Annotated in this window: 20 protein-coding genes and 4 pseudogenes; 12 read left to right on the forward strand and 12 right to left on the reverse strand. The window is 59.3% G+C overall.

The genetic code is table 11. The features are described from left to right. The first annotated feature begins 53 nt into the window (after positions 1-53). Positions 54-950, forward strand: coding sequence for a LysR family transcriptional regulator (locus BM413_RS27440; protein ID WP_091918038.1), 897 nt, complete (start codon positions 54-56; stop codon positions 948-950). A 380-nt stretch (positions 951-1,330) separates the two neighbouring features. On the opposite strand, the pseudogene BM413_RS27445 reads toward BM413_RS27440, so the two are convergent. Further along, positions 1,331-2,420 (reverse strand): annotated as a pseudogene (locus BM413_RS27445) (IS110 family transposase). Between the two features lie 229 nt (positions 2,421-2,649). On the opposite strand from BM413_RS27445, the gene BM413_RS34055 reads away from it, so the two are divergent. Next, positions 2,650-2,772, forward strand: a complete 123-nt coding sequence (locus BM413_RS34055) for a hypothetical protein (protein ID WP_280141863.1) — start codon at positions 2,650-2,652, stop codon at positions 2,770-2,772. 186 nt (positions 2,773-2,958) lie between these two features. Here BM413_RS34055 and BM413_RS27450 read toward each other — a convergent pair whose 3' ends face one another. The 6 genes from BM413_RS27450 to BM413_RS27470 all read right to left on the reverse strand — a co-directional run bounded on the left by BM413_RS27450 (position 2,959) and on the right by BM413_RS27470 (position 8,058). After that, positions 2,959-3,615 carry a helix-turn-helix domain-containing protein gene (locus tag BM413_RS27450; protein ID WP_091918039.1) on the reverse strand — a complete coding sequence of 219 codons (657 nt, stop codon included), beginning with the start codon at positions 3,613-3,615 and terminating at the stop codon, positions 2,959-2,961. Positions 3,616-3,678: 63 nt separating this feature from the next. Then, the gene (locus tag BM413_RS32790; protein WP_139238672.1) at positions 3,679-4,062 is read right to left on the reverse strand and encodes a response regulator transcription factor; all 384 of its coding nucleotides are present in this window, start codon (positions 4,060-4,062) and stop codon (positions 3,679-3,681) included. 100 nt (positions 4,063-4,162) lie between these two features. Then, positions 4,163-4,777 carry a response regulator FixJ gene (fixJ, locus tag BM413_RS27455; RefSeq protein ID WP_175544467.1) on the reverse strand — a complete coding sequence of 205 codons (615 nt, stop codon included), beginning with the start codon at positions 4,775-4,777 and terminating at the stop codon, positions 4,163-4,165. Beyond that, positions 4,773-6,257 carry a PAS domain S-box protein gene (locus BM413_RS27460; protein ID WP_244538047.1) on the reverse strand — a complete coding sequence of 495 codons (1,485 nt, stop codon included), beginning with the start codon at positions 6,255-6,257 and terminating at the stop codon, positions 4,773-4,775. The genes fixJ and BM413_RS27460 overlap by 5 nt, the downstream gene beginning before the upstream one ends. 235 nt (positions 6,258-6,492) lie before the next feature. Then, on the reverse strand, positions 6,493-7,176 hold the full coding sequence (locus BM413_RS27465) for an ABC transporter ATP-binding protein (RefSeq protein ID WP_091918042.1): 684 nt from the start codon (positions 7,174-7,176) through the stop codon (positions 6,493-6,495). Between the two features lie 486 nt (positions 7,177-7,662). Next, the gene (locus BM413_RS27470) at positions 7,663-8,058 is read right to left on the reverse strand and encodes a cation-transporting P-type ATPase (RefSeq protein WP_175544465.1); all 396 of its coding nucleotides are present in this window, start codon (positions 8,056-8,058) and stop codon (positions 7,663-7,665) included. A 150-nt stretch (positions 8,059-8,208) separates the two neighbouring features. Here BM413_RS27470 and BM413_RS33790 point away from each other — a divergent pair. Continuing rightward, positions 8,209-8,394 (forward strand): annotated as a pseudogene (locus tag BM413_RS33790) (hypothetical protein); the annotation flags it as partial. Beyond that, on the forward strand, positions 8,391-8,843 hold the full coding sequence (locus BM413_RS27480; RefSeq protein ID WP_091918045.1) for a GNAT family N-acetyltransferase: 453 nt from the start codon (positions 8,391-8,393) through the stop codon (positions 8,841-8,843). The pseudogene BM413_RS33790 and the gene BM413_RS27480, both read left to right, overlap by 4 nt. Positions 8,844-8,924: 81 nt before the next feature. On the opposite strand, the pseudogene BM413_RS27485 reads toward BM413_RS27480, so the two are convergent. The 4 genes and pseudogenes from BM413_RS27485 to BM413_RS32795 form a co-directional block, all read right to left on the reverse strand. Further along, positions 8,925-9,569: pseudogene (locus BM413_RS27485) on the reverse strand (ABC transporter permease); the annotation flags it as partial. Continuing rightward, positions 9,569-10,504, reverse strand: a pseudogene (locus BM413_RS27490) (ABC transporter permease); the annotation flags it as partial. The pseudogenes BM413_RS27485 and BM413_RS27490, both read right to left, overlap by 1 nt. Positions 10,505-10,576: 72 nt before the next feature. Beyond that, on the reverse strand, positions 10,577-10,957 hold the full coding sequence (locus BM413_RS27495; protein ID WP_244538048.1) for a Spy/CpxP family protein refolding chaperone: 381 nt from the start codon (positions 10,955-10,957) through the stop codon (positions 10,577-10,579). Positions 10,958-11,174: 217 nt separating this feature from the next. After that, positions 11,175-11,504, reverse strand: a complete 330-nt coding sequence (locus BM413_RS32795; RefSeq protein WP_175544463.1) for a hypothetical protein — start codon at positions 11,502-11,504, stop codon at positions 11,175-11,177. On the opposite strand from BM413_RS32795, the gene BM413_RS27500 reads away from it, so the two are divergent. The 8 genes from BM413_RS27500 to BM413_RS27535 all read left to right on the forward strand — a co-directional run bounded on the left by BM413_RS27500 (position 11,416) and on the right by BM413_RS27535 (position 19,813). After that, positions 11,416-12,453, forward strand: a complete 1,038-nt coding sequence (locus BM413_RS27500) for an ABC transporter substrate-binding protein (protein WP_091918046.1) — start codon at positions 11,416-11,418, stop codon at positions 12,451-12,453. The genes BM413_RS32795 and BM413_RS27500 overlap by 89 nt on opposite strands. 5 nt (positions 12,454-12,458) lie before the next feature. Beyond that, positions 12,459-13,274 carry an ABC transporter ATP-binding protein gene (locus BM413_RS27505; protein ID WP_091918047.1) on the forward strand — a complete coding sequence of 272 codons (816 nt, stop codon included), beginning with the start codon at positions 12,459-12,461 and terminating at the stop codon, positions 13,272-13,274. Further along, entirely contained in the window at positions 13,274-14,110 is an 837-nt protein-coding gene (locus tag BM413_RS27510; RefSeq protein WP_091918068.1) for an ABC transporter permease, read from the forward strand. The genes BM413_RS27505 and BM413_RS27510 overlap by 1 nt, the downstream gene beginning before the upstream one ends. Positions 14,111-14,189: 79 nt before the next feature. Continuing rightward, positions 14,190-15,548, forward strand: coding sequence for an FAD-dependent oxidoreductase (locus tag BM413_RS27515; RefSeq protein ID WP_091918048.1), 1,359 nt, complete (start codon positions 14,190-14,192; stop codon positions 15,546-15,548). After that, positions 15,545-16,702, forward strand: a complete 1,158-nt coding sequence (locus tag BM413_RS27520) for a CaiB/BaiF CoA transferase family protein (RefSeq protein WP_091918049.1) — start codon at positions 15,545-15,547, stop codon at positions 16,700-16,702. Before BM413_RS27515 ends, BM413_RS27520 begins: the two co-directional genes overlap by 4 nt. Beyond that, positions 16,699-17,472, forward strand: a complete 774-nt coding sequence (locus BM413_RS27525) for an enoyl-CoA hydratase-related protein (RefSeq protein ID WP_091918050.1) — start codon at positions 16,699-16,701, stop codon at positions 17,470-17,472. Before BM413_RS27520 ends, BM413_RS27525 begins: the two co-directional genes overlap by 4 nt. Before the next feature lie 36 nt (positions 17,473-17,508). Beyond that, complete coding sequence (locus BM413_RS27530; RefSeq protein ID WP_091918051.1) at positions 17,509-18,432, forward strand: LysR family transcriptional regulator; 924 nt, start codon at positions 17,509-17,511, stop codon at positions 18,430-18,432. Beyond that, positions 18,413-19,813 carry an amidohydrolase family protein gene (locus BM413_RS27535; RefSeq protein WP_091918052.1) on the forward strand — a complete coding sequence of 467 codons (1,401 nt, stop codon included), beginning with the start codon at positions 18,413-18,415 and terminating at the stop codon, positions 19,811-19,813. The genes BM413_RS27530 and BM413_RS27535 overlap by 20 nt, the downstream gene beginning before the upstream one ends. Here BM413_RS27535 and BM413_RS27540 read toward each other — a convergent pair. After that, positions 19,798-20,700, reverse strand: a complete 903-nt coding sequence (locus BM413_RS27540; protein WP_091918053.1) for a dihydrodipicolinate synthase family protein — start codon at positions 20,698-20,700, stop codon at positions 19,798-19,800. The genes BM413_RS27535 and BM413_RS27540 overlap by 16 nt on opposite strands. Positions 20,701-20,709 lie beyond the last annotated feature (9 nt).

The raw sequence follows: 20,709 nt of genomic DNA on the forward strand, positions 1-20,709 counted from the left end.
GTGTTAATGGCGCTGGGTGAGAGACATTATTTTGAATTTTGGAAGAATGCCGAATGGATATGATTGAGGCCATGAAGGTGGCCGTGGCAGTCGCACGGCATAATAGCTTCTCTTCTGCGAGCCGGGATTTGCGCCTTTCCCCTGCCTCGGTGAGCCGCATTGTAGCGGACCTGGAGGCCGATCTCGGCGTACGTCTCTTCAACCGCACCACCAGGCAGATCAATCTGACGGATGCCGGGATGGAGTTCGTGCAAAAGAGCACCTGCCTCCTGGAGGAGCTTGATCTGATGCGGAGCGCGGTACGCGAACGCCACGAAACCCCTCGCGGCCAGCTCCACGTCTCCTGCGTAACGGCCTTTGGCAATGAGTGCCTAGCACCAGCGGTTTCTGAGTTCGTGCGACGGTTCCCGCAGCTCAATGTCTCAATCGATCTTGGCAATCGGTTGGTCGATCTCATTGGAGAGCACTTCGATGTCGCCATCCGGGTAGGGCCGTTGAACGATTCATCCCTGATTGCGCAGAGGATCTTCGGGCAGAGGATCGTGTTCGTCGCCACGCCCCAGTTTTGCGAGCAATATGGGACACCCAGGACCTTGGACGAGATCAAAGCTTGCCCATCCGTTACTCAGGTCAGCGGGGAATGGGGGCGCGTTCATAGGTTTTCGCATCAAGGAAAGGTCATTGACTTCGAAGTGCCGCAGCATCTGACAATGAACTCAGCGCGAGCGGTGAGAAACGCCTGCCTAGCGGGAGGGGGCTACTCTCTTTTGGGCGATTTCATGGTCGCCAAGGATATAGCGGAGAACCGCCTCGTGCGGCTGCTGCCGGAATATGAACCTATCGAGCAACCGATCTTCGCCTTCTATGCTCAGCGACGTCACACCCCACGTAAAGTCAGGGTGTTTATCGACTATTTGGCCGAGGTATTCAGTGGCAAGAATATCACGTGAGATCTCGTGACATCTCTTTTCGGGGACACAATCGCCATTCCTAGCAGGCTGCTTTTCTCCGCACCCAGTCAAAAGGATTCTTGTCTAGGTGCCGATGGCACACCGCTCTGATGTCCGTTGTCAATGCTTTAGGCATGGGGAAGCTACCGCTCTCGCGAACGGGCCTGCCGTGATGATCGCGCATGGGTGGAGGCGGAACTCAAGGACGTCGGTGATCAAGCTCTGATGCGCGGGTTGGCTACCGCATTCCCGATTGTGCGTCCGGGGCTGTTCCTATCTTACTGCGGGCGTCGGTCGATGCCGGCCACAAAGCGGTGACGGATATTCCCCTGCCGTTGTCCCGCCTCCGCCCATGCGCGAGGTGCTTTCGCTGCAGCGACCTATGTTCTGATCGCCTGTGCCTCCCTTGCAACAGCCCACATGAAGCCGGCCAGTTCACGGGCAATTGCAGTGCAAACCACCGTCGTTCGTTTTCCCCGTGCAGCCAGCAAGCGATATCGAGCCGTCAATCGGCTCTGAGCTTTCCACGCGATTTCTCGCACTCTCGGCGGGGCTTCCTCCAAGCGGTACAGCTTCCTTACGCCCAGCTTCGGCGGATGGCGATACGTCCACGCACTCTCAACAAGCATGTGTCGAACTCGACCATTGCCAGCCTTCGTTATTGCGCCTCGTCTTACGGTCTCGCCCGTGGATCTCTCGCCAGGAACGAGACCGAGATAGCCCATCAATTGGCGTGGGCTTTCAAATCGGGTCACGTCACCGATTTCCGTGGCGAAGGTGACGGAGACAATTAGATCGACACCTCGCAGGGTCTGCAGCGCTCGAACGACCGGGGCGAGAGACCAGTTCGGCACGAACTCCTCGATCACTTTCTCCAGTCGTTCGGCACGCTCCTTCGAAGTGCGCACGGCCTCGACCATTTCCTGCAGTGCGATCTGATGTGCCGGATGATCAAACTGCTGCTCCTGCAGCCAGCGTAGATACCGCATCGTCCAGCCTTTCGAGCATGAAGGCGCTTACCTGTTGCCGATGGACCCGCAATGTCTCAACGGCGGCAGAGCGGGCGCGAACGAGATCTCGCATAGCTTCATGACCTTCGTCGGGAACCCACACCGGCGTGAGCTCGCCGGCCCTCAATAGCCGGGCGAGCGCAAGCGCGTCTCGACGGTTCGTCTTCACCCGGTCGCCAGGCTTCCTCGGGATCAGCGACGGAGCGACAACCATGCAGTCATGGCCAAGCGACTTGATGAGCCGGTGAAGGCCGTAACCGGTGGGGCCGGCCTCGTAGCAGAAATGCACGTGATCAAACTTCGCGACTATTCGCTGAATAATGCGGCGCGTGCTGGCATCCGATGCATCAACCTCGCCGAAATAGCGGATATCTCCGTCCCGGCCGGATTCAGCAATCGCAATCGCATTCTTCAGCTTGGCAACATCGATTCCGACAAAAGCTTCTCTATAATCTGCCACGGCTCGTCCTCCTGTCGTGAGGATCGGCTCGGCCTATCCGAGCAACCCTCGGAAGACCAGTGTAGGGCGAGCCACCTCAGGCACGAAGAAGGACATACGGTCTTACGGTTCACCGATCGATCTCTGCCAGTTCAAATGGCGGCCGCATTAAGCAGCCTTGATCCACATCAACGTCGGCAGCGTGCAGTCACGGTATACGGGCGAAAAATGTTCAACGGAGAGAAACAATATGCCCGTCGAGAGTCTTCTGACCGTTCTTGCTGTCATGGCAGCCTTTGGGGTCTTCATGATCGTACTCGCTTATGCGAGCTACATGGAGAATCGTTTCATCGGCGGTCGACCGTCTCTTTGAAAGGAGGAAATGTGAATCTCCCGCCGGTATTCGGACAAGGGAAACCTTATCGTTCTGATATCGACTATCGGCATCGTCCTGGCTCGCTGAAGCAAAGGTGTCCGCTCGGACGATCATATCTTTCAAATACGGAAACAGGTGGCGATCCAGATCGCCACCTGTCAATCAAACCATTCGGAGCTTGAGCTAGGCCGCCATGTTGCGGAGTGCGTGCAGCTTCAAGATTTCGACACTGCGCAGGCTCGCCAACTTAACGACGCCTGTTTGCTTGAGCTTCGAGAAGACGCGTGACACCGTTTCGACAGTCAGCCCCAGATAGTCGCCGATATCGGCGCGCGACATCGGCAGTTCCACCTGCTTCAATCCTCCCTGGCGCTCGGCCATGTCGGTGAGGAAGGCGGCGATACGTTCGATTGCATTCTGCCGCCCCAGCACAAGGAGATGTTCCTGCGCCCTCACCAGACCCTTAAGCGCCATCGGCAACAGTTCGCCGGACAGATCATTGCCAATGGAGGTGCGCAAAGCGCGGACGCCTGTGGAGCAGATGGCTTCGGCAAAGAAATGATGTGTGTCATCGGCTTCGAAACCAAACGTCTCGTCCGCCAGATGGAAAGCGGAAATCTGGCGACGCCCGTCAGCGAGCAGGCGGTACACCCGCACCGCGCCGAATTCGACTCGGTAGAGGCCGCCGCATTTCTCGCCCTGTGCGTAGATTTCAGCGCCGGCAGGAAAGAAGCTTAGCGGCTGTCCGCTCGGAATTGGCCGGACCGGCAAGTCAACGGAGTCTGGCAGCCACGCATTTGGTGAGTGAAAGGAAGTCTCCGACGTTTCAAGAAAGGCCATGACCATCTCCAATTCATGCTGATGAGATAGTAATCGCGCATTTTTATGTGGCCCGAAATTCGGTTATGTCCGTAAGGGAAAACACGTAGCTTGAGATCGTCCACCACCAATAGAGATACCGCGAATAGCTTCGATCAGGGGATTTCCGAGGAAGGGTTTGGTCAGGACGATCGTCAGGGGTAGGCTTGGCACCGCTTGAATCCTGCCCTGGAGGAGAACCACAGGCTTTCCGAAATGGAGGAAGTCCTGCGCGACCATCCGCCAATCCTCGACCGCAGCATCATCGATGACCGCGCAATCAGCCTCCTCCGCTCGCGGTGATGCAAGGGCTTTGGAAATGCTGGCGTGTGACTCAACAGCGAAGCCTTCTGATTCGAGCGAAAATTCCAGAGAGCGCCGGAAATCCTTGTCCGGAGCGACAACGATAACAAGAACGCCTGCGGTCAAGAGGGTGCTCCCTGGCAACCCAATCCGGTTTCGGAACGAGGTGTTGGAATAACTGCCATTTGTGCAGATTTTCAGCATTGCGCCAGATCAATGCTGCTTGTCAGGCGTCTACGATTCCAGCAGCCAGTGTCATGCGGACCAACTCAGGCAGGTTTTTGGCCTGCATTTTGGCCATAACATTCGCGCGATGGACCTCGACCGTGCGCGGACTGATGTCGAGATCATAGGCGATTGTTTTGTTAGGCAGGCCTGCGACAACAGCGGACAGCACCTGTCGCTCCCGTTCCGTTAGCTGATCCAGGCGCGATCGGATGGCTGCCGTGTCATCCGGCGCTGACGGCGTTCCGACGATCCGCTCGGCAGCGCGTTTGATCGCATCGATCAGGAGTTCGTCCTCAAACGGTTTCTCGATGAAGTCGAGGGCGCCAGCCTTCATCGCAGCGACCGCCATGGGGACATCGCCATGTCCGGTAATAACAATGGCCGGCATCATCGCGTTCGCGGCGTTGAGTTTGATCAGCAGATCGACGCCGCTCATATCCGGCATCCTGAGATCCGTTATCAGGATGCCGGGTTTCAGGCCGGGCGCTGCAGCCTGAAAACTGGACGCGGACCCGTGCACCCGCACCGTAAACCCCGCCATTGTCAGCAGGAACGCAAGTGACTTGCGGACAGGCTCCTCGTCATCGACAATGTGAACGACATAGTCATCAATCTGCATGCATGGTCTCTTTCGTGGCGGTGTGCTGTGCTTCCGGTTCCAGTGAGGGCAGGGAGAACCGGAATGTTGCACCGTGTTCTGAATTGCGGCTAGCAGACAATTCGCCGCCATGCGCTTCCACTATGCGACGGGAGATAGATAATCCTATCCCCATGCCGCCTGGCTTGCTGGTTACGAAAGGCTGGAATAGCCGCGCGGCGATTTCCTCGGAGATGCCCGGCCCCGTGTCCGAAACTTCGATGATCACCGAGCTATCGTCCGAAGAGGTGCGTATGACCAATTCGCGGCGTTCGCTGTCGCGCATAGCCTCCATGGCGTTGCGCATGAGATTGATCAGCACCTGTTGAATCTGCACGCTGTCCACCATGACGGTGGCTGCTCCGGGCGAAAAGTCAAAGATGGAGCGCACGCCCCGTTCGCGCGAACCAACGAGTGCCAGTGCGCCAGCCTCCTCTATCAGCTTTCGGATATCTACCGGCCCTTTTTCGGTTTCCCCTCGTGTCACGAACTCCCGAAGGTGCCGGATGATGCCGCCGGCACGCAAGGACTGTTGGGCGGTTTCCTCGAGCGCTTCTTTCATGCGAACCGCAACTGCATCGTCCATATCACGCAGCAGTCGAACGCAGCCTTGCGAGTAGTTGGCGATGGCAGCGAGTGGCTGGTTGAGTTCATGGGCGAGGGTAGAAGCCATTTCGCCCAGTTCGTTGAGGCGCGCCAAACGGGCCAACTCGGCCTGGATCTCCTGCAGGCGAGCTGCCGATTCCTCGCGCTCCGTGAGATCGCGGATAAATCCCGTAAAGAACGTCTTGCCACCGGATTTCATCTCGCCAACGGCGAGCTTCATGGGAAAGGTGGAGCCATCCTTTCTACGCCCGACCACCACGCGATCCACACCGATTATTCGCTTCTCGCCGGTTGTGAGGTATCTTTGGATGTAGCCGTCATGTTCGCGGTGATAGGGTTCGGGCATAAGAATGTGGACGTTTTTGCCCACGACCTCAGCTTCCGTATACCCAAACTGGCGGACAGCGGCAGCATTAAAGGAGACGATCGATCCGCTAGGCTCAATCACCACCGTGGCATCTATCACCGTATCGAGTATGGAGCTTAGATGCGCCTCGCGCGCGTTCAGCGCTTCCTCCGTCCTGTCGATCGCGCGGCGCGCGTGATGCAGCATTTCGCCCATCCAGGCGATGGCTAGTCCGACGATGGCGAAGATTACTGGCTGTGTCCACGCGGTGGGCTCGATCCCCCCAGTATAGATTGCGGCCGGAACGGATAGTGCAGCCGCAAAAATGCCGGGGCCAATGCCTCCAACTATCGATGCAACGAGAATAGCCGGGACGAACAGGATGAAGATGGCAGTGCCTTCAAGCACGTCCTGCAATGCCAGTCGAATGGCGAAAACCAGTGCAACCACAACGAAAGCGATGAAATAGCCGGCGAATCCCTCGAAGCGACGGGAAACGGCCATCTGGAGCAAACGTCCCTGAAGTCCCGCTATGTCTCTGGCTGGCATCGGGATTCCTCAAGTCTGCAAAGCAACGTGGCGCATCTCGCCGACCACCCGAAACATCAGCCACGAGCCTGATTGGCGGAAACAGCCCAAGAATTCCTGATCGAAATAAAGGTTACATCAGCGAACAAGCAAAAGGAAGTAGCGCGATTTTTGGGAGAACGGTTGAGATCATAGGCGCATTTTTGCATCGTCAGCGCGAAATTATTGCTCTGCCTGCAGCGGGCATCTCGCCTGGATCAGCTAGTCCTCCAGTCCCGCCGGCCCATTCCAGAATCCTCGCATACTGGATCTCTGTCTGCGAATAGGTTCGGTAGAAGTCCAGCATATCCCCCATCGGATCCGATAGACGCTGAAACCCAGAAATAAAGGCGACGACAGTTCCGATCGTCGTCTGGTCTCTAATAACAAGGTATCCGCCCACGATCAGGACTGCCAGCGAGCCGAGCGAGTTCGCAATGTTGAGAAGTATCTTCAATCCGAACTTCAGCAGATATGCTTCCATGCGGTTCCGGAAAATTGTCGCAATCGTCTGCGAAGCAGCATGCAGCATTTCCGACGAGCTGGAGGAATTATCGACGGCCTGGTCGCCGAGCTTCCTTACCAGCTTCACCTGCCGCTCCACCAGAGCATTGAGCCTCCTTTGCAGATACCTCGCCATAACAAATTGTGGGATCAGCGTGATGGCGCTGAAGAACGCAATGGTGGACTGCACATAGACGATGTAAGAAAAGACGACGATCATCATGCTGGCATTGACGACGAACCCAGAAATGCTAGTGCCGACAAATCCGCCGATTCCGTCGATCTCATTGCCTATGACGTTGGCGGTCTGACCGCTCGTGGCGTCCGAGTGTCCAAGCTTTCCGGCAGCCACGACAGCAAGCTGTCACGTGCGGCTTTGACGGCGCTTTCTCCGACCCAGCCCTGATAGATCATCAGGACGTATTTCACCCCGGAATACAGGATCAATACGCTCAGATAGAGTGCGCCGAGCAGCAAGAGCGTCCTGACATCCCTGTTGGCAACCGCCACGTCGATTATACGGCGCTGCAGCTCTATCGGAACGAAGTTGAGTAGCGTCACGCAGATGGCAACGCCCCGACATACAGTTGGTGCATGCCGCTGGAGGCCCATATGAACCGATGAAACGTATCGCCGGTGCGAAGGGCTCCATCGGACACCAGAGGTTTGATTTTTTGTGCGACCAGCGTGAGGAGATGCATTTCAGGGACTCATCCAAGGTAGCTTCTGGCCAGCCGAAGAGCGTCTCATGTGCCGGGCTAATGCCGATAGAGCGGCGGGGGCATGGCGCGCCACGTCATCGACTTCTAGGCGGGTACGGTCAGCGCCTTGATCGGGGTCAAATATTTCGGCGTTTCCTTGCGTGGCGGCGCTCGCGGGCAAAGAACCAATATTTGGTTGCCATGCGCCTGTCGCCGCGCGCCAGTATCACGCTCATGATGGCAGGCAGCGGCTCTGGCGTGTGCCTGACCGCAAGCGCCAGCGAGAACGGCAGGGAGTCGATAAGCGGCCGATGAAATAGAAGCTTGGCGGCCAATTCGAGAATGACGATCAGGATGAGGATCAGCACAAGCGGGCTGCGGAGCTGCCGTGCGAATGCGCTTATCGCGGAGGCGCTGGCCTTTTGGCCAATCAAATTCGGACCTACTCCCTTAAGCCTGCCGGCAGCTTCGGCGGAGAAAAGGCCGGTTTTTCGAGACTGCAGGTCCGACAAAAGCTTGTCTGCGGGAACCAATACACCGATCCAGCAGTTGGGAATTGCTGTGACGCCGATTCCGACTGCATCGGCTTCTCATCGGCGCGGATTTCTTCCAGATATTTCTTGCGGTAAGCTCGAATACCCATTGGGCCGAATAGCAATCGTTAGCTTGACATAAAGCGGTTAAGTCCGAAGCTACGGCTTGCCCGAGCTGCGATGGGGCAGCCAGAGACAAAGGTGGCCGATCTTTGCGCCGAACTCGGGATCACCCGACAGACGCTCTACCGTTTTGTCAGCCCGAAAGGCGAGCTTCGCAGTGATGGGGAACGATTGCTCCAGCGCCGTGCCCAAACCCGTAAGGAAACCCTATGAGAGTGCGCATTGCCGACCGGGAAGACATTCCACAGCTACTGCAACTCTATCGTCACCTCGATCCTGACGACAAAGAAATTTTACCTGGCGAGGCGCAGGAAAGATGGGAACTGCTGAAGCGCTATCCGGGAAGCAACGTCTTCGTCGGCTGCTTGGACAATATCCTTGTCGCGACTTGCACGCTCGTCGTAATCCCCAATCTCACACGCGGCGGAGCTCCCTATGCTTTGATCGAAAACGTTGTGACCAGTGCGACCTACCGGAAGCGGGGATATGGAAGAGCAGTTCTGAGCGAAGCGATCGACGCAGCATGGCGCGCAGGATGCTACAAGGTCATGTTGCTCACGGGTTCAAAGCAGCCTGCCACACTGAAGTTCTATCACGATGTAGGCTTCGAGCAGAACAAGACAGGCTTCCAGATTCGGCGCATTCCACCTCGGGCCTCGTAACGCCACATATAAATCGCCCGTGAATGCCCCAATATCAGCCTACCGTATATCTGTGCCCGTTTAATGTTCAGGGGCCAAGGCGGTCACCGACATTACCAGCAAATGCTCGATCGTTCCATGCTCGCGTTCGCGAATCAGCGCAGCACCTGTCAGAATGACGGAGAGCATCGTAATTGCCTCGATTAGCTCATTGATGGCGCCGAACCATCCCTTGTTTAGCTCTGGATTGAAGCGGGCGCGCAAGTCGATCTCGACCGGCAGCCGCGTTTCCGTTCTGTGGTGAGCAAGGAATTCGCCAACCTCTCCCGAGACGATCGATTGTACGTAGCCTCCACCCGTGAAGGCCTGCGACATCCGCGTCGCATCGATGTTGAGCTGAATGGTGGGGGAGTGGCCGGCGAACAGGTCGCGCTGGAAACCCAGGGGAATGTCGAGCGCGAAAGTATCGATGCCGGCATCCATGCGGCTGTCTATTTCGGATTGAGAAATGAGCTTGGGCGCAACGAAATGGGGTGGATAGAAGGCGCTCACGATGCGCGACGAAACTGCCGATTGGTCCTCATCGACGATCGCGATCGGCGCCCGATTGAGCGTTACCGGCATCGCCTTGGACGCCGTATAGATCTGGATCGTGAAAGCAAAGACGATCAACGCAAGTAGCATGGTATTTCGCAGCAGGCCGCGCAGCTCCTTGACGCCCAATTGAAGGATGTTGGCGAATCCCATCACCGCGCCTGCTTCCTGAGGAAAGTCGCGCTGAGGCCGATGAGAACAGGAATAGCAACCAGCAAAGGGACAAAGGCCTCCCACAGCTCACTGAAGCCGGCGGACTTTGAAAAGACTCCGCGCGAGATCGTCATGAAATAGGTTGCCGGGTAAATCTGACCGATGAATGCACCCGTTCCCTGTAACGATGAAACGGGGTCAATCATTCCCGAATATTGCGCCGCCGGAATCATCGTAATCAATACGGTGCCGAAAATCGCCGCAATCTGGCTGCGCATGAAGGTTGACACAAAGAGCCCATCGCGGTCGCGACGACGACATAGAGGAACGCCGCCGCGGCGAAGGTCGTGAAACTGCCGGTGGATGGAACACGGAAGCCATAGATAGCGAACGCGGTGAGCAGCAAAAAATTCATCATCGCCAGCGTGACATAGGGGATTTGTTTGCCAAGCAGGAATTCGAGCCTGGTCACCGGCGTGACATAGAAGTTGATGATCGAGCCGAGCTCCTTCTCGCGCACCACGCTCAGCACCGCCAGCATTGACGGTATCATCAGAAGCAAGCATCGGGATTACCGCCGGAGCGATGGCGTCGAGGCTGCGAACATCTGGATTGTAGCGGTAACGAATCTCCATCTGGAAATCGCTTTGCGCAGCGGCTTTGCCATGGATCTCGCGCGCCTTCTGCGCAAGCCAGGTCATGTGCATTCCCTCGACATAGCCCTGGACGGTCTCCGCACGAGCCGGTATCACGCCATCGATCCAAGCGCCGACGGCAACGTTGCGCCCCGAAGCCCGGCGGGATTTCCAATGCCAGGCTGATCTCGCCGTTTTCCATGCGCCGGTCCATGTCGCATAGCTGGTCAGCAGCGGCATCTCGGTAAAGAAGCGCGAGCCGGAAAGCTGGAGCTAGTGAAGTCCGTCCCGCGCGAATGACCGAATCCACCCAGGACCAGCAGATTGCCGCCGGTTCAATCAGCGCATTGCGCGAGAAGGTCGCAATGGAGGCTATCTGAACATTATTCTAGGACCGGAGCCGCCGGAGCGCCCCATACCCATACCCATCATAGGCAGGACAATCTCGTCAGCCGCCTGCTTCTGCTCATCGCTTAGCTTTGCGTATAGTTTTTCAACTGCAGCGCTGACAGCCTTTACCTGTTCCAGACGCGCTTCGAGATGGGTCTTTTGGTAGGCCAGTCGCTTGGGCAGGGGCTTCTTTAGGAACTCACCGTCCTCGAATTCCTTGAGCATACCCTGCATCAGCGCGTTGTGCGACTCGGCCATGCTACGGATGACGCCGGCAAGTTCATCCCAGGAGGGCGTCTGCTCGTCGGTGATTTTCAGTTCCGTCTTGAGGAAGGCGAGGCGTCCGTCGATCCGATCGAGCATCTAGTCTGCGCCATAGGCACCCATTGGGCCGCCCATACCCCATTGGCCCATCATCATTCGGCCCATTCCCAAACGGGGCCACCAACCGGAATCGTTGTCTTCAGCTCCAGCCACAACAGGTATCGCGACAACACTCAGCATCAACCCTGCCGCGAAGATATTGCGTAAATTGACCATCGATCGTCTCCTTCAAAGCGAGTTCCGAATGCTAAGGAAATCACAGAGTGGCGTTGGCGGCCTTGACCTGCATCAACGAGGTTGTTTTCAACGCTACTAACAACCGCGCTGGCGTCATCAAGCCTGCTGAACCTGGTGTTGCCAAATCGGCAATCAACATCGCGAAAAATTGTTCTTTTATCGAACGCGAAACCGGGACATCATCTCCCACAGTCCGGTGACGGCTCCCCCAGGCAGACAAGAAGCCGCACCGATCGAAGCCAACGACAAAGGGGAACACGATGTCGAACTTCACCACCATGAACCGTCGGGATTTCTTGACCAACGCTGCTTTAATGGGTGGCTTGGCCGCAAGCTGCAATATGCTCACCGTTTTCGGCGCCAATGCCCAGGGACTCGCTAAGGTCCGCATGCAACTTGGCTGGCTGGCCTCCAACGGGCTGCTGGGCGAAGTCGTTGCTATCGAGAAGGGCTTTTATGCCGAACAGGGCATCGAACTCGAGATCGTGCCCGGCGGTCCCAATGTCGACGGGGTTGCCGGTGTTGCGTCCGGCCAATCCAATGTTGGCCAGATCTCGTCGAGCCCTTCGGTGATGCTGGCCCGCTCGGCGGGCGTTCCGATCAAGGCGATCGCCGCCGGCTACCAGAAGCACCCTTACGCCTACTTCTCCAAGAAATCGAAGCCGATCGCAAAGCCTGAGGACATGGTAGGCAAGACCGTGGCGATCCAGCCGACAGGCGCCATCCTGCTGCGCGCGCTCCTGGCCAAGAACGGCATCGCCGAGGACCAGGTCACCGTGGTCAATATGGGCGCCGACATGAACCAGCTTGTCACCGGCCAGGCCGATGCCGTCGTAGGCTGGTTGACCAACACCAATGCGTTGAAAGTGCTGGGCACCGACCGCGTCGACATGATGCTGTGGGATACTGGCATCCAGCTCTACGCCAACGTCTACTATACAACCGACGACCAGCTCGCGAACAACGCCGAGAAACTGACCGGCTTCATGGCCGGAACTGCTAAGGGTTGGGGCTATGCCCGCGACAACAAGGAAGAGGCAGTCGATATCCTGGTGAAAGCTTATCCGAACCTCGACAAGGCAAGCGAACTGGAAGCCATCGGCCCGCTGATGAAATTCGCTTTCAACGAGACTACCGCAGTCAATGGCTGGGGCGCAATGAGCAAGGAAAACTGGGAAGCCCAGATCAAGACCTATGCCGATCTCGATCAGTTCAAGGGCACAGTACCGACCGTGGACGAGGTCATGAGCCTGACTCTGCTCGACGCCACCGCCGACATCCGCAAGCAGGTCGGGTGAGCGCGATGCTTGGGGCCGCCCGGATGATGCCGCAGCCTGTGCAACCGGCCGAAGCGACACGTTCGGCGGTGTCCGTAAAGAACCTGGACATCCGCTTCGGCGGCAAAGGGGCCGAGTTCACCGCCCTGTCCGACGTCTCGGTCGAGATTCCCGAAGGCGCGCTGGTCACCATGCTGGGGCCTTCGGGCTGCGGCAAGTCCACACTGCTGCGCGCCGTGGCCGATCTGGTCCATGTCTCGGACGGTTCCATCTCGGTGCTGGGACAGCCGCCGAAGAAGGCGCGCGAGGGCCGGGATTTTGCCTTCGTGTTTCAGGAAGCGACGCTTTTGCCGTGGCGGAACGCCATCGACAATGTCAGCCTGCCGTTGGAAGTCGGCAAGCACGACGGTTCGCTGCTGACGGCGGATCCGCAGGAAATGCTTGCGCTGGTAGGCCTCAAGGGTCGGGAAAAAGCGTTGCCGCACGAGCTTTCGGGCGGAATGCGCCAGCGTGTGGCGATTGCGCGTGCTTTGGTCACGCGGCCGCGTATCCTCCTGATGGACGAGCCCTTCGGCGCGCTGGACGAAATCACGCGCGACAAGCTCAACGAAGAGCTGCTGCGGCTGTGGCAGGAAACGGGGACGACGATCCTGTTCGTCACCCACTCCATTCCGGAAGCCGTGTTCCTGGGCGAATATGTCTTGATGCTGGAATCGCTTCCGGGCCGGGTGAAGGAGTTCATGGCAGTGGACCTGCCGCATCCGCGCAAGCTCGCCGTCCGCGACACCGTGGAGTTCATTCGCATCACCGCCAAGCTTCGCGCACTGCTGGAAGAATGCTGATGACCGATTTCGCGCACGGTTCCAAACAGGGCGTTGCCATGCCATTGGAAAAACGCAACGGCGTGGCGGAGGCAGTGATGGGCTTCTTCGCCAACCATTATCCCGCAATCCTTGCCGTCACCGGCTGCATCGCGCTGTGGCAGTTCGTGGTCTGGTTTTTCGCGGTCCCGACCTTCATGGCGCCGAGCCCGGTCGACGTGTTCTATGCCTTCGGCGAGAATGGCGCGATCCTGTGGGCCAATCTGCTGCCGACACTGCTGGAAGCCTTTCTCGGCTTCATCTTCGGCAACCTCATCGCCATTCTTCTGGCGGTCTGGTTCGTCTACAGCTCGACCGCTGAAAAGGCCTTCTATCCGATTGCGGTGATCATCAAGTCTATCCCGATCATCGCGCTCGCGCCGATCCTGGTGCTGATCTTCGGCAATGGTATCGCGCCCAAGGTCATCATCGCCGGTCTGATCTGCTTCTTCCCGACTCTGGTCAACATGGTGCAGGGACTGAAGGCTGCGAGCCCCGCCATGCTCGACCTGATGCGGGTGCTGTCGGCCAGCAACGCGGAAGTTTTCTGGAAGGTCCGCCTGCCGGCATCGCTGCCTTTCCTGTTCGCGGCGCTGAAGATTGCGGCGACAAGCAGTGTGATGGGCGCGATCGTGGCCGAGTGGATCGGTTCGAGCTATGGGCTCGGCGCGCTGATCATCGAGGCGACCTACAATTTCCGCTCACCGCTGCTCTACGCAACCGTGGTCATCGCCGCGGGATTGGCCGTGGCACTGTTCTTCGTCGTCTCCTTCATCGAATCCAGGGTGATCCGCTGGAAGCCTGACGCTCAACACTGAAACCGAACTTTTCGCGAGATTTTGGCGCCATCATTGCTGACGCCGGGTTTTCTGCGGCCTCAAACGGGAGGAACTGGACATGACAGTAACCATCAGAGAGCCCGGCGGAGATGTCCGCATCGTCGACCGGTCCGACGTCGTGGTGGTGGGCGGCGGACCGGCCGGCATCTCGGCTGCGGTATCGGCGGCCCGCAACGGCGCGAGCGTGACGCTTCTCGAACGCTATCCTTATGTCGGTGGCCTGGCCGCCGGGGGCATGGTGCTGGTGCTCGACGACATGACCAACAAGCTCGAAATCACCGTGCAGGGCATCTGCATGGAGATGATCGAGCGCATGAAGAAATGGGACCTGTGCGTGACGCCGACTGACCGCGACCGGCAGCTCGACATTTGCGACACGCCAGAAGCCTGGCGGCGCTGGGCGCGTTGGGGCCTGTTCGACTTCCACACACAATCGATGCCGCATCCGGTGTGCTATTCCGCTGCCTTCGATCCCGACGGCTTCAAGCGCGCGGCCTATGACGTCATCCGCGAATCTGGCGTGAAGCTCAGAACCCACAGCTGGTTCTCTTCGGCCATCATGGACGGCAACACCATCAAGGGCGTCATCTGCCAGACCAAGTCGGGCCGTGAGGCTATCGTTGGCGATGTGGTGATCGACACCACTGGTGATCTGGACGTGGCGGCAAATGCGGGCGCACAGCACACCGAAGGTTCCTTCATCCTGACCACAGTGTCGCGCTGGGGTGGCATCGATACAGAAGCTGCCGAACGCTTTGAGTTCGAGGAGCCGGAACGCTTCAAGCGGCTCGATCATGAGGCCAAGCGGATGATCGGCGGCTGTTGGTCGTTCTGGTGGCTGAAGACGCCGCTACCGGGTGTGGTCTGGCTGAACTGCCCGCACATCCCCAAGCTGAACGGGTTGAAGGTTGAGGACCTGACCCATGCCGAGCTGGAAGGCCGCAACCGCATCCAGAACCTGCTGGATTTCGCGCGCGCAAACTTCCCAGGTTTCGAAAAGGCCTACATCGTCGATTTCGCGCCGCAGACCGGTGTACGCCAGACCCGCCTGCTCGAAGGCGCTTATGTCGTGAGCAAAGACGACGTGATTAACCGCCGTCACTTCGCCGACACCGTTTGCCGCGGCCGCGACTACTACACGCCCTACCGTGCCATGCTGCCGCGCGAAATCGACCAGCTCATCGTCGCCGGCCGGCACTATTCCGCGACGCCGCAGGCGCAGAAATCGAGCCGCGAGATCCCGCCCTGCATGGCGATGGGCGAGGCTGCCGGTGTGGCCGCCACCGTCGCGCTGAATGCGGGCGTGGTCGTGCGGCAGGCCAATATCGCCAAGATTCAAAAAAAGATGCGGGCGCAGGGAGCCGATCCTGGCGACATGCCCTCGGAAAACGCTACTTACCTGGAGGCCGCAGAATGAGCATTTTACCCCTCGATGGCATTCGCGTCGTCGACTTCACCCAAGTCATGCTCGGACCCTGCTGCACCCAGATGCTGGCGGATTATGGGGCCGAGGTCATCAAAATCGAAAAGAACGGCATCGGCGACCTGTCGCGCTGGTCGCTCGGCTCCGATCCGGACGGTCTCAACAATCCGGTCTTCTGCTCGCTCAACCGCAACAAGAAGAGCCTTGCGCTCGACCTCAAACAGAAGGATGCCCGGCAGGCCGTGCTTGCGCTGCTGGAAACCGCCGACGTGGTGGTCAACAACTTCCGCCCCGGCGTTATGGAACGCATGGGTTTCGGCTACGAGGATCTGAAGAAGCTCAATCGCGGCATCATCTTTGCCGTTGGCACCGGCTTCGGCCTCGAAGGCCCGTACCAGCACAAGGGCGGGCAGGACATCCTGGCGCAGGCGCTGACCGGCGTGATGCGCAGAAAGTCCGACAGTTCGCATCCGACGTCGATCTATGCCACGCCGCTGGCAGACTACTCGGCGGGCATGCATCTGGTGCAGGGCATCCTTCTGGCGCTGCTGCACCGCCAGAAGACGGGCGAGGGCCAGCAGGTGGCGGTCAGCCTTTATAGCTCCATGCTTGCCATGCAGATGCAGGAAAGTGCTACCCATATGATGCGCGGCAAGGATTTGAACTGGGGTGCCTTCCCGCTGACAGGCGTATTCGATACTACGGACGGCGCACTCGTCATGGTCGGTGCCTTCAAGCAGAATCCGCTCCAGGATATCTGCAACGCGTTGGAGATCGAGGATCTCTCGGCGATGCCCGAATACGAGGATTTCGACCAGCAGATGCTGCGCCGGTCGGCACTTCAGACGGTGTTCCGCGAGAACTTCGCCAAGAACACGACGGCACATTGGCTGAGGAGGCTCGAAGAGGTCGATATCCTCTGCGCGCCCGTCCGTTCGCTGCCGGAGGCGCTGCAGGACGAGCAGACCTTCATCAACAAGATGATCCTCGAGGCCGGCGAAACCGCTGCCGGTCCTGTCAGGCTCATCGGCTCGCCCATCGACATGTCGGCGGCGCCCGTTTCGGTTCGGCTGGCGCCGCCCACGCTCGGCCAGCATAATGAGGAAATCCTCGCCGAGAAGCGGCTGGTGCGGGGCAACGCGGCATGAGCGTCGAGTTCTCGGTCGAAGGGCGGATCGCCCGTGTCACGCTCAATCGACCCGAGCGGCTGAATGCCGTCAATGCCGAGGTGGAACGTCAGCTCGACGCGATCTGGAGAGAGATCGAAAGCCGCGACGACATAAGCTGCGTGGTGCTGACCGGCGTTGGCGAAAAGGCGTTCTGCGCGGGAGCCGACATGAAGGGCGTCGACAAGTCCGGTCTGGAATACTGGGCGGAAAGCCGGCCGAACGGTTTTGCCGGGCTTTCCTTTCGCCGCAGCCTGGACGTGCCGGTGATCGCCCGCGTCAACGGCTATGCCTTGGGTGGCGGGTTCGAGATGGTGCTGGGCTGCGATATCGTGGTGGCGGCCAGAACGGCCAAATTCGGGCTTCCGGAAGCGCGCGTGGGCCGCATGCCGCTCGACGGCGGCATGGTGCTCCTGCAGCGCAAGATCCCCTTCAATCGTGCGATGGGGATGATGCTGACGGGCCGTCAATTCACCGCGGAGGAGATGTTCGACTTCGGCATCGTCAATGAGGTGGCTGACGCCGCCGACCTCGACACCGTGGTTGACCGTTGGGCTGCCGATGTCGTCGCCTGCGCGCCGCTGTCGCTGCGGGCGATCAAGCAGACGGTCAACCGCACCGGGCATCTGAGCCCCGCCGAAGCGCAGTCGCTGCGCACGCCGGCGCTGGTCAGGGCGCTGACAAGCGAAGATGCGCTGGAGGGGGTCGCGGCGTTCCAGGAGAAGCGGGCGCCTGTTTGGCGTGGCCGGTGAGCATGGTATAGCCGGACAGTTATCCGGGGGCCGCTGATGCACGCCAGCATTCTCAAATACTTCGTCGCCGTAGCCCGGTCGGGCTCGATCCGCAGGGCGTCGGAGGATCTGCATGTGGCGACTTCGGCCGTCAGCCGGCAGATCAAGAAGCTGGAGGACGAGCTCGGCACGCCCTTGTTCGACCGTTTTTCCGACGGTCTGCGGCTGACCACTACGGGCAAGATCGTGCTGCGCCACGCCAGGGAGACGCTGCAGCAATACGAGGTCATGAAAAGCGACCTCGGCGACCTGCAGGGCAAGAAGACGGGGCGTGTGCATATTGCCTGCCTCGACAGCCTGGCGATCCACTTCATGCCGACGCAGATCATGGCGTTTCACAAGAAGCATTCAGCCGTCGATTTCCGCATCCGCACCGACAACTACAACAATATCTTCCGTTTTGTCGCCGAAGGCGATGTCGACATCGGCATCACTTTCGATCTGGCGCGGCCACAGGATATCAAGCTCGTCCATGGCGTGCCGATGCCGCTGATGGCGATTGTGGCGCGCAACCATCCGATCGCCAAACTCAAGGCCGTCACATTGCAGGAATGCGCCCAGTTCAAGCTGTTGCTGCAACTGGACAATGAGGTGATGAGTTCGATGATCGCCTTCGAACTCGCCGCGCTCGACCGCTTCGGCCGCACGCTTGTGGCGACCAACAACCAGATGATGCTCAAGCCGCTGATCCTGTCGGGCATGGGAGTCGCGTTCTTCACGCCTCTCGGACTGCTCGACGAATTGCGTGCCGGCGACATGGTCGCGGTGTCGATCGCGGGGTCGCATCTGCAGAACATGCAAGTCGGCATCGTCGCGCCGCGCGACCGGCAGCTGACCCATGCAACGGAATCGGTGATCGAGTTCCTCAGCCAGGAACTGGACAAATTAAGCCGGGAAATCCATGACATCATCCGCAAGTGAAGCCGTGCCGGGCAGGGTCCTGAGCCTGCCCGGACGCCGAAAGGCCGCTCGCGTCGACGATCTGACCGCGCTGCTGCCGCAAGGGGCCTCCACGCCGGGAATCGGCGATCTGCTGATGTCTGCACCGTTCAATGCCCACGATCACGGTTATGGCTTGCGCACGCTGGATTTCGGCAGTGTAGACGATGCGCTCGAAGCCTGGATTCCCAGCCTCCGGCTGAGGCCCCGCACCGATCCCTATCTCGAAACGCTGGTCGCTTTCAGCCGCATGGCAAAGGGCGGTATCGCCGGCACGATCCATTGCCACAATTCGCTGAACGCCGACCGGCTGGTGGACGAAGCGCAGGCGGTGGTCCGGGCTGCGGGTGATGTCGGTATCCTGCTGGGCCTGTCCTGCCCCTTGCTCGACTTCGATGCTTGGGCCTATGATGGCGGGTCGGAACGGCTCAAGCCGTATCTTTCCGAAGCCGATTGGAACGACCTCTCTCGAACCATCCCGCGTTACGCTCCTGTCGAGGCGCAGATCGCGGCGGTAGAGGCCCTAGCGGCGGCCAATGCCAATCCGCTGGTGAGCGTGCAATACGGACCGATCGGGCCGCAATGGTGCTCGAACGCGCTGCTCGAGGGCATCGCGGAAGCATCAGCGCTGAACGACCGGCGAATCCACATGCACCTGCTCGAAAGCCCTCGCCAACGGCAATGGCTCGACCGACGTTTCCCGCAAGGCATCGTCACCTATCTCGACGACATCGGTTTCCTGTCACCGCGGCTGGCGGTCGCGCACGGCGTCCAGATCAGGCCGGACGAGTATGCATTGCTGACCGAGCGCGGGGTTCAGCTTGCATCCAATCCGACGGCTAATCTCAGGCTGCGGTCCGGTATCGCGCCATTGCGGGAGGCGGTAGCCAAAGGCCTGAAGTTCGGTATCGGACTGGATGGAACAGGCATGGACGACGACCAGGATCTTTGGCGCGAGATGCGGGTCGCCTATCTGCTGCAAGGCGGCAGCGAACTGACGCGCGACTTCTCGGCCTCGGGGCTCTTCGATGCGGCAACGTCGACGGCCGCCGACATCATAGGCGCGGGCAAGAGATCTGACCGGGTCGTCATAGACTATGAAAAGCTGATCGAGGACAGCCTGTTCGATGATGTCGACGAGGCCGAGGTCCTGCTTGCGCGCATGACGGCCGGGCATGTCCGAGCGCTTTATATCGAAGGACGCGAGATCGTGGCGTCAGGCAGGCTTATGACCGTCGATTTCGATGCCGCACGCGGGGAACTCTTGGCTCAGGCGCGGGCGGACATGCCCCGTTTGCAGCAGGAGCGCGTCCGCGTCCGCGCCTTGGCAGAGGCAAACCGCGCATATTACGCCGGCTGGTGAAGCCGCCCGTCCAAGCTCTTTGCAATCCCGTCAAGTGCTGCGACATGTGCGCTTTCCGAGATCGGCAATTGCGGCGGAGCGACATTTAGCCAGACCGGGTTGCCCGTGCGTTTCGATACGAGATATTTGATCGCAGGAATGAGCGGATTGGCCGAGATCGACTGGCGCAGGCCGAGCACCTGCGTGGGTAGCGCGGCGTCGTCCTGGTGTATTGCCAGGGCGGCCGAGGAGGCGGGGTCGATATTGACGGTCGCTGAGATACAACCGGCGTAGTTGTCGATTTTGGCCCTGGACAAGGCCCCTTCGCTGCTCGGAAAGACATTGAAGCCGTCGATTTCGGCAAGGCGGCGCGCATAGTCGAGATTGCCGGAACTGTCCTTGGCGCCGTTGATGCGCTCGGGAAACGCGCGGATCAGCCGCTCAGCCAAAGCAGGGCTGAATTCGATGCCGGTAAGCTGCGGGAAGTTGTAGAGGTAGATGCCGATCGGCGTATTTGCGGTCCGGGCAATCAGTTCCGCGAGCCAGGCAAACAGGCCGTCGTCGGAAATCGGTTTATAGTAGTAGGGTGGCAGCAAGAGCGCAGCCGCGTAGTCGAGCGCATGGGCATGACGGGTCAGGTCGATGGTCGTCTCTAGATCCGGTGTGCCGGTGCCGACCATCAGCCGCGATCGATCGAGGTTTTCCGCTGCCGCCGTCATGATTGCCTTGCGACTGGTGGGCGAGAGTGAATTGGCCTCGCCGGTCGTGCCCAACACGTTGAGCCCATCGCAGCCATTGGCGAGACACCAGCGGCAATGTTCGATGAAGGCTGCGAAATCGATCTTGCGCCGTGCGTCGAAAGGCGTGGGAACGGCTGCGATGACGCCGGACAATTTTGATTCTGGCATGTTTCCTCC

Source organism: Mesorhizobium sp. YR577, assembly GCF_900116595.1.
GTDB lineage: Bacteria > Pseudomonadota > Alphaproteobacteria > Rhizobiales > Rhizobiaceae > Mesorhizobium_M.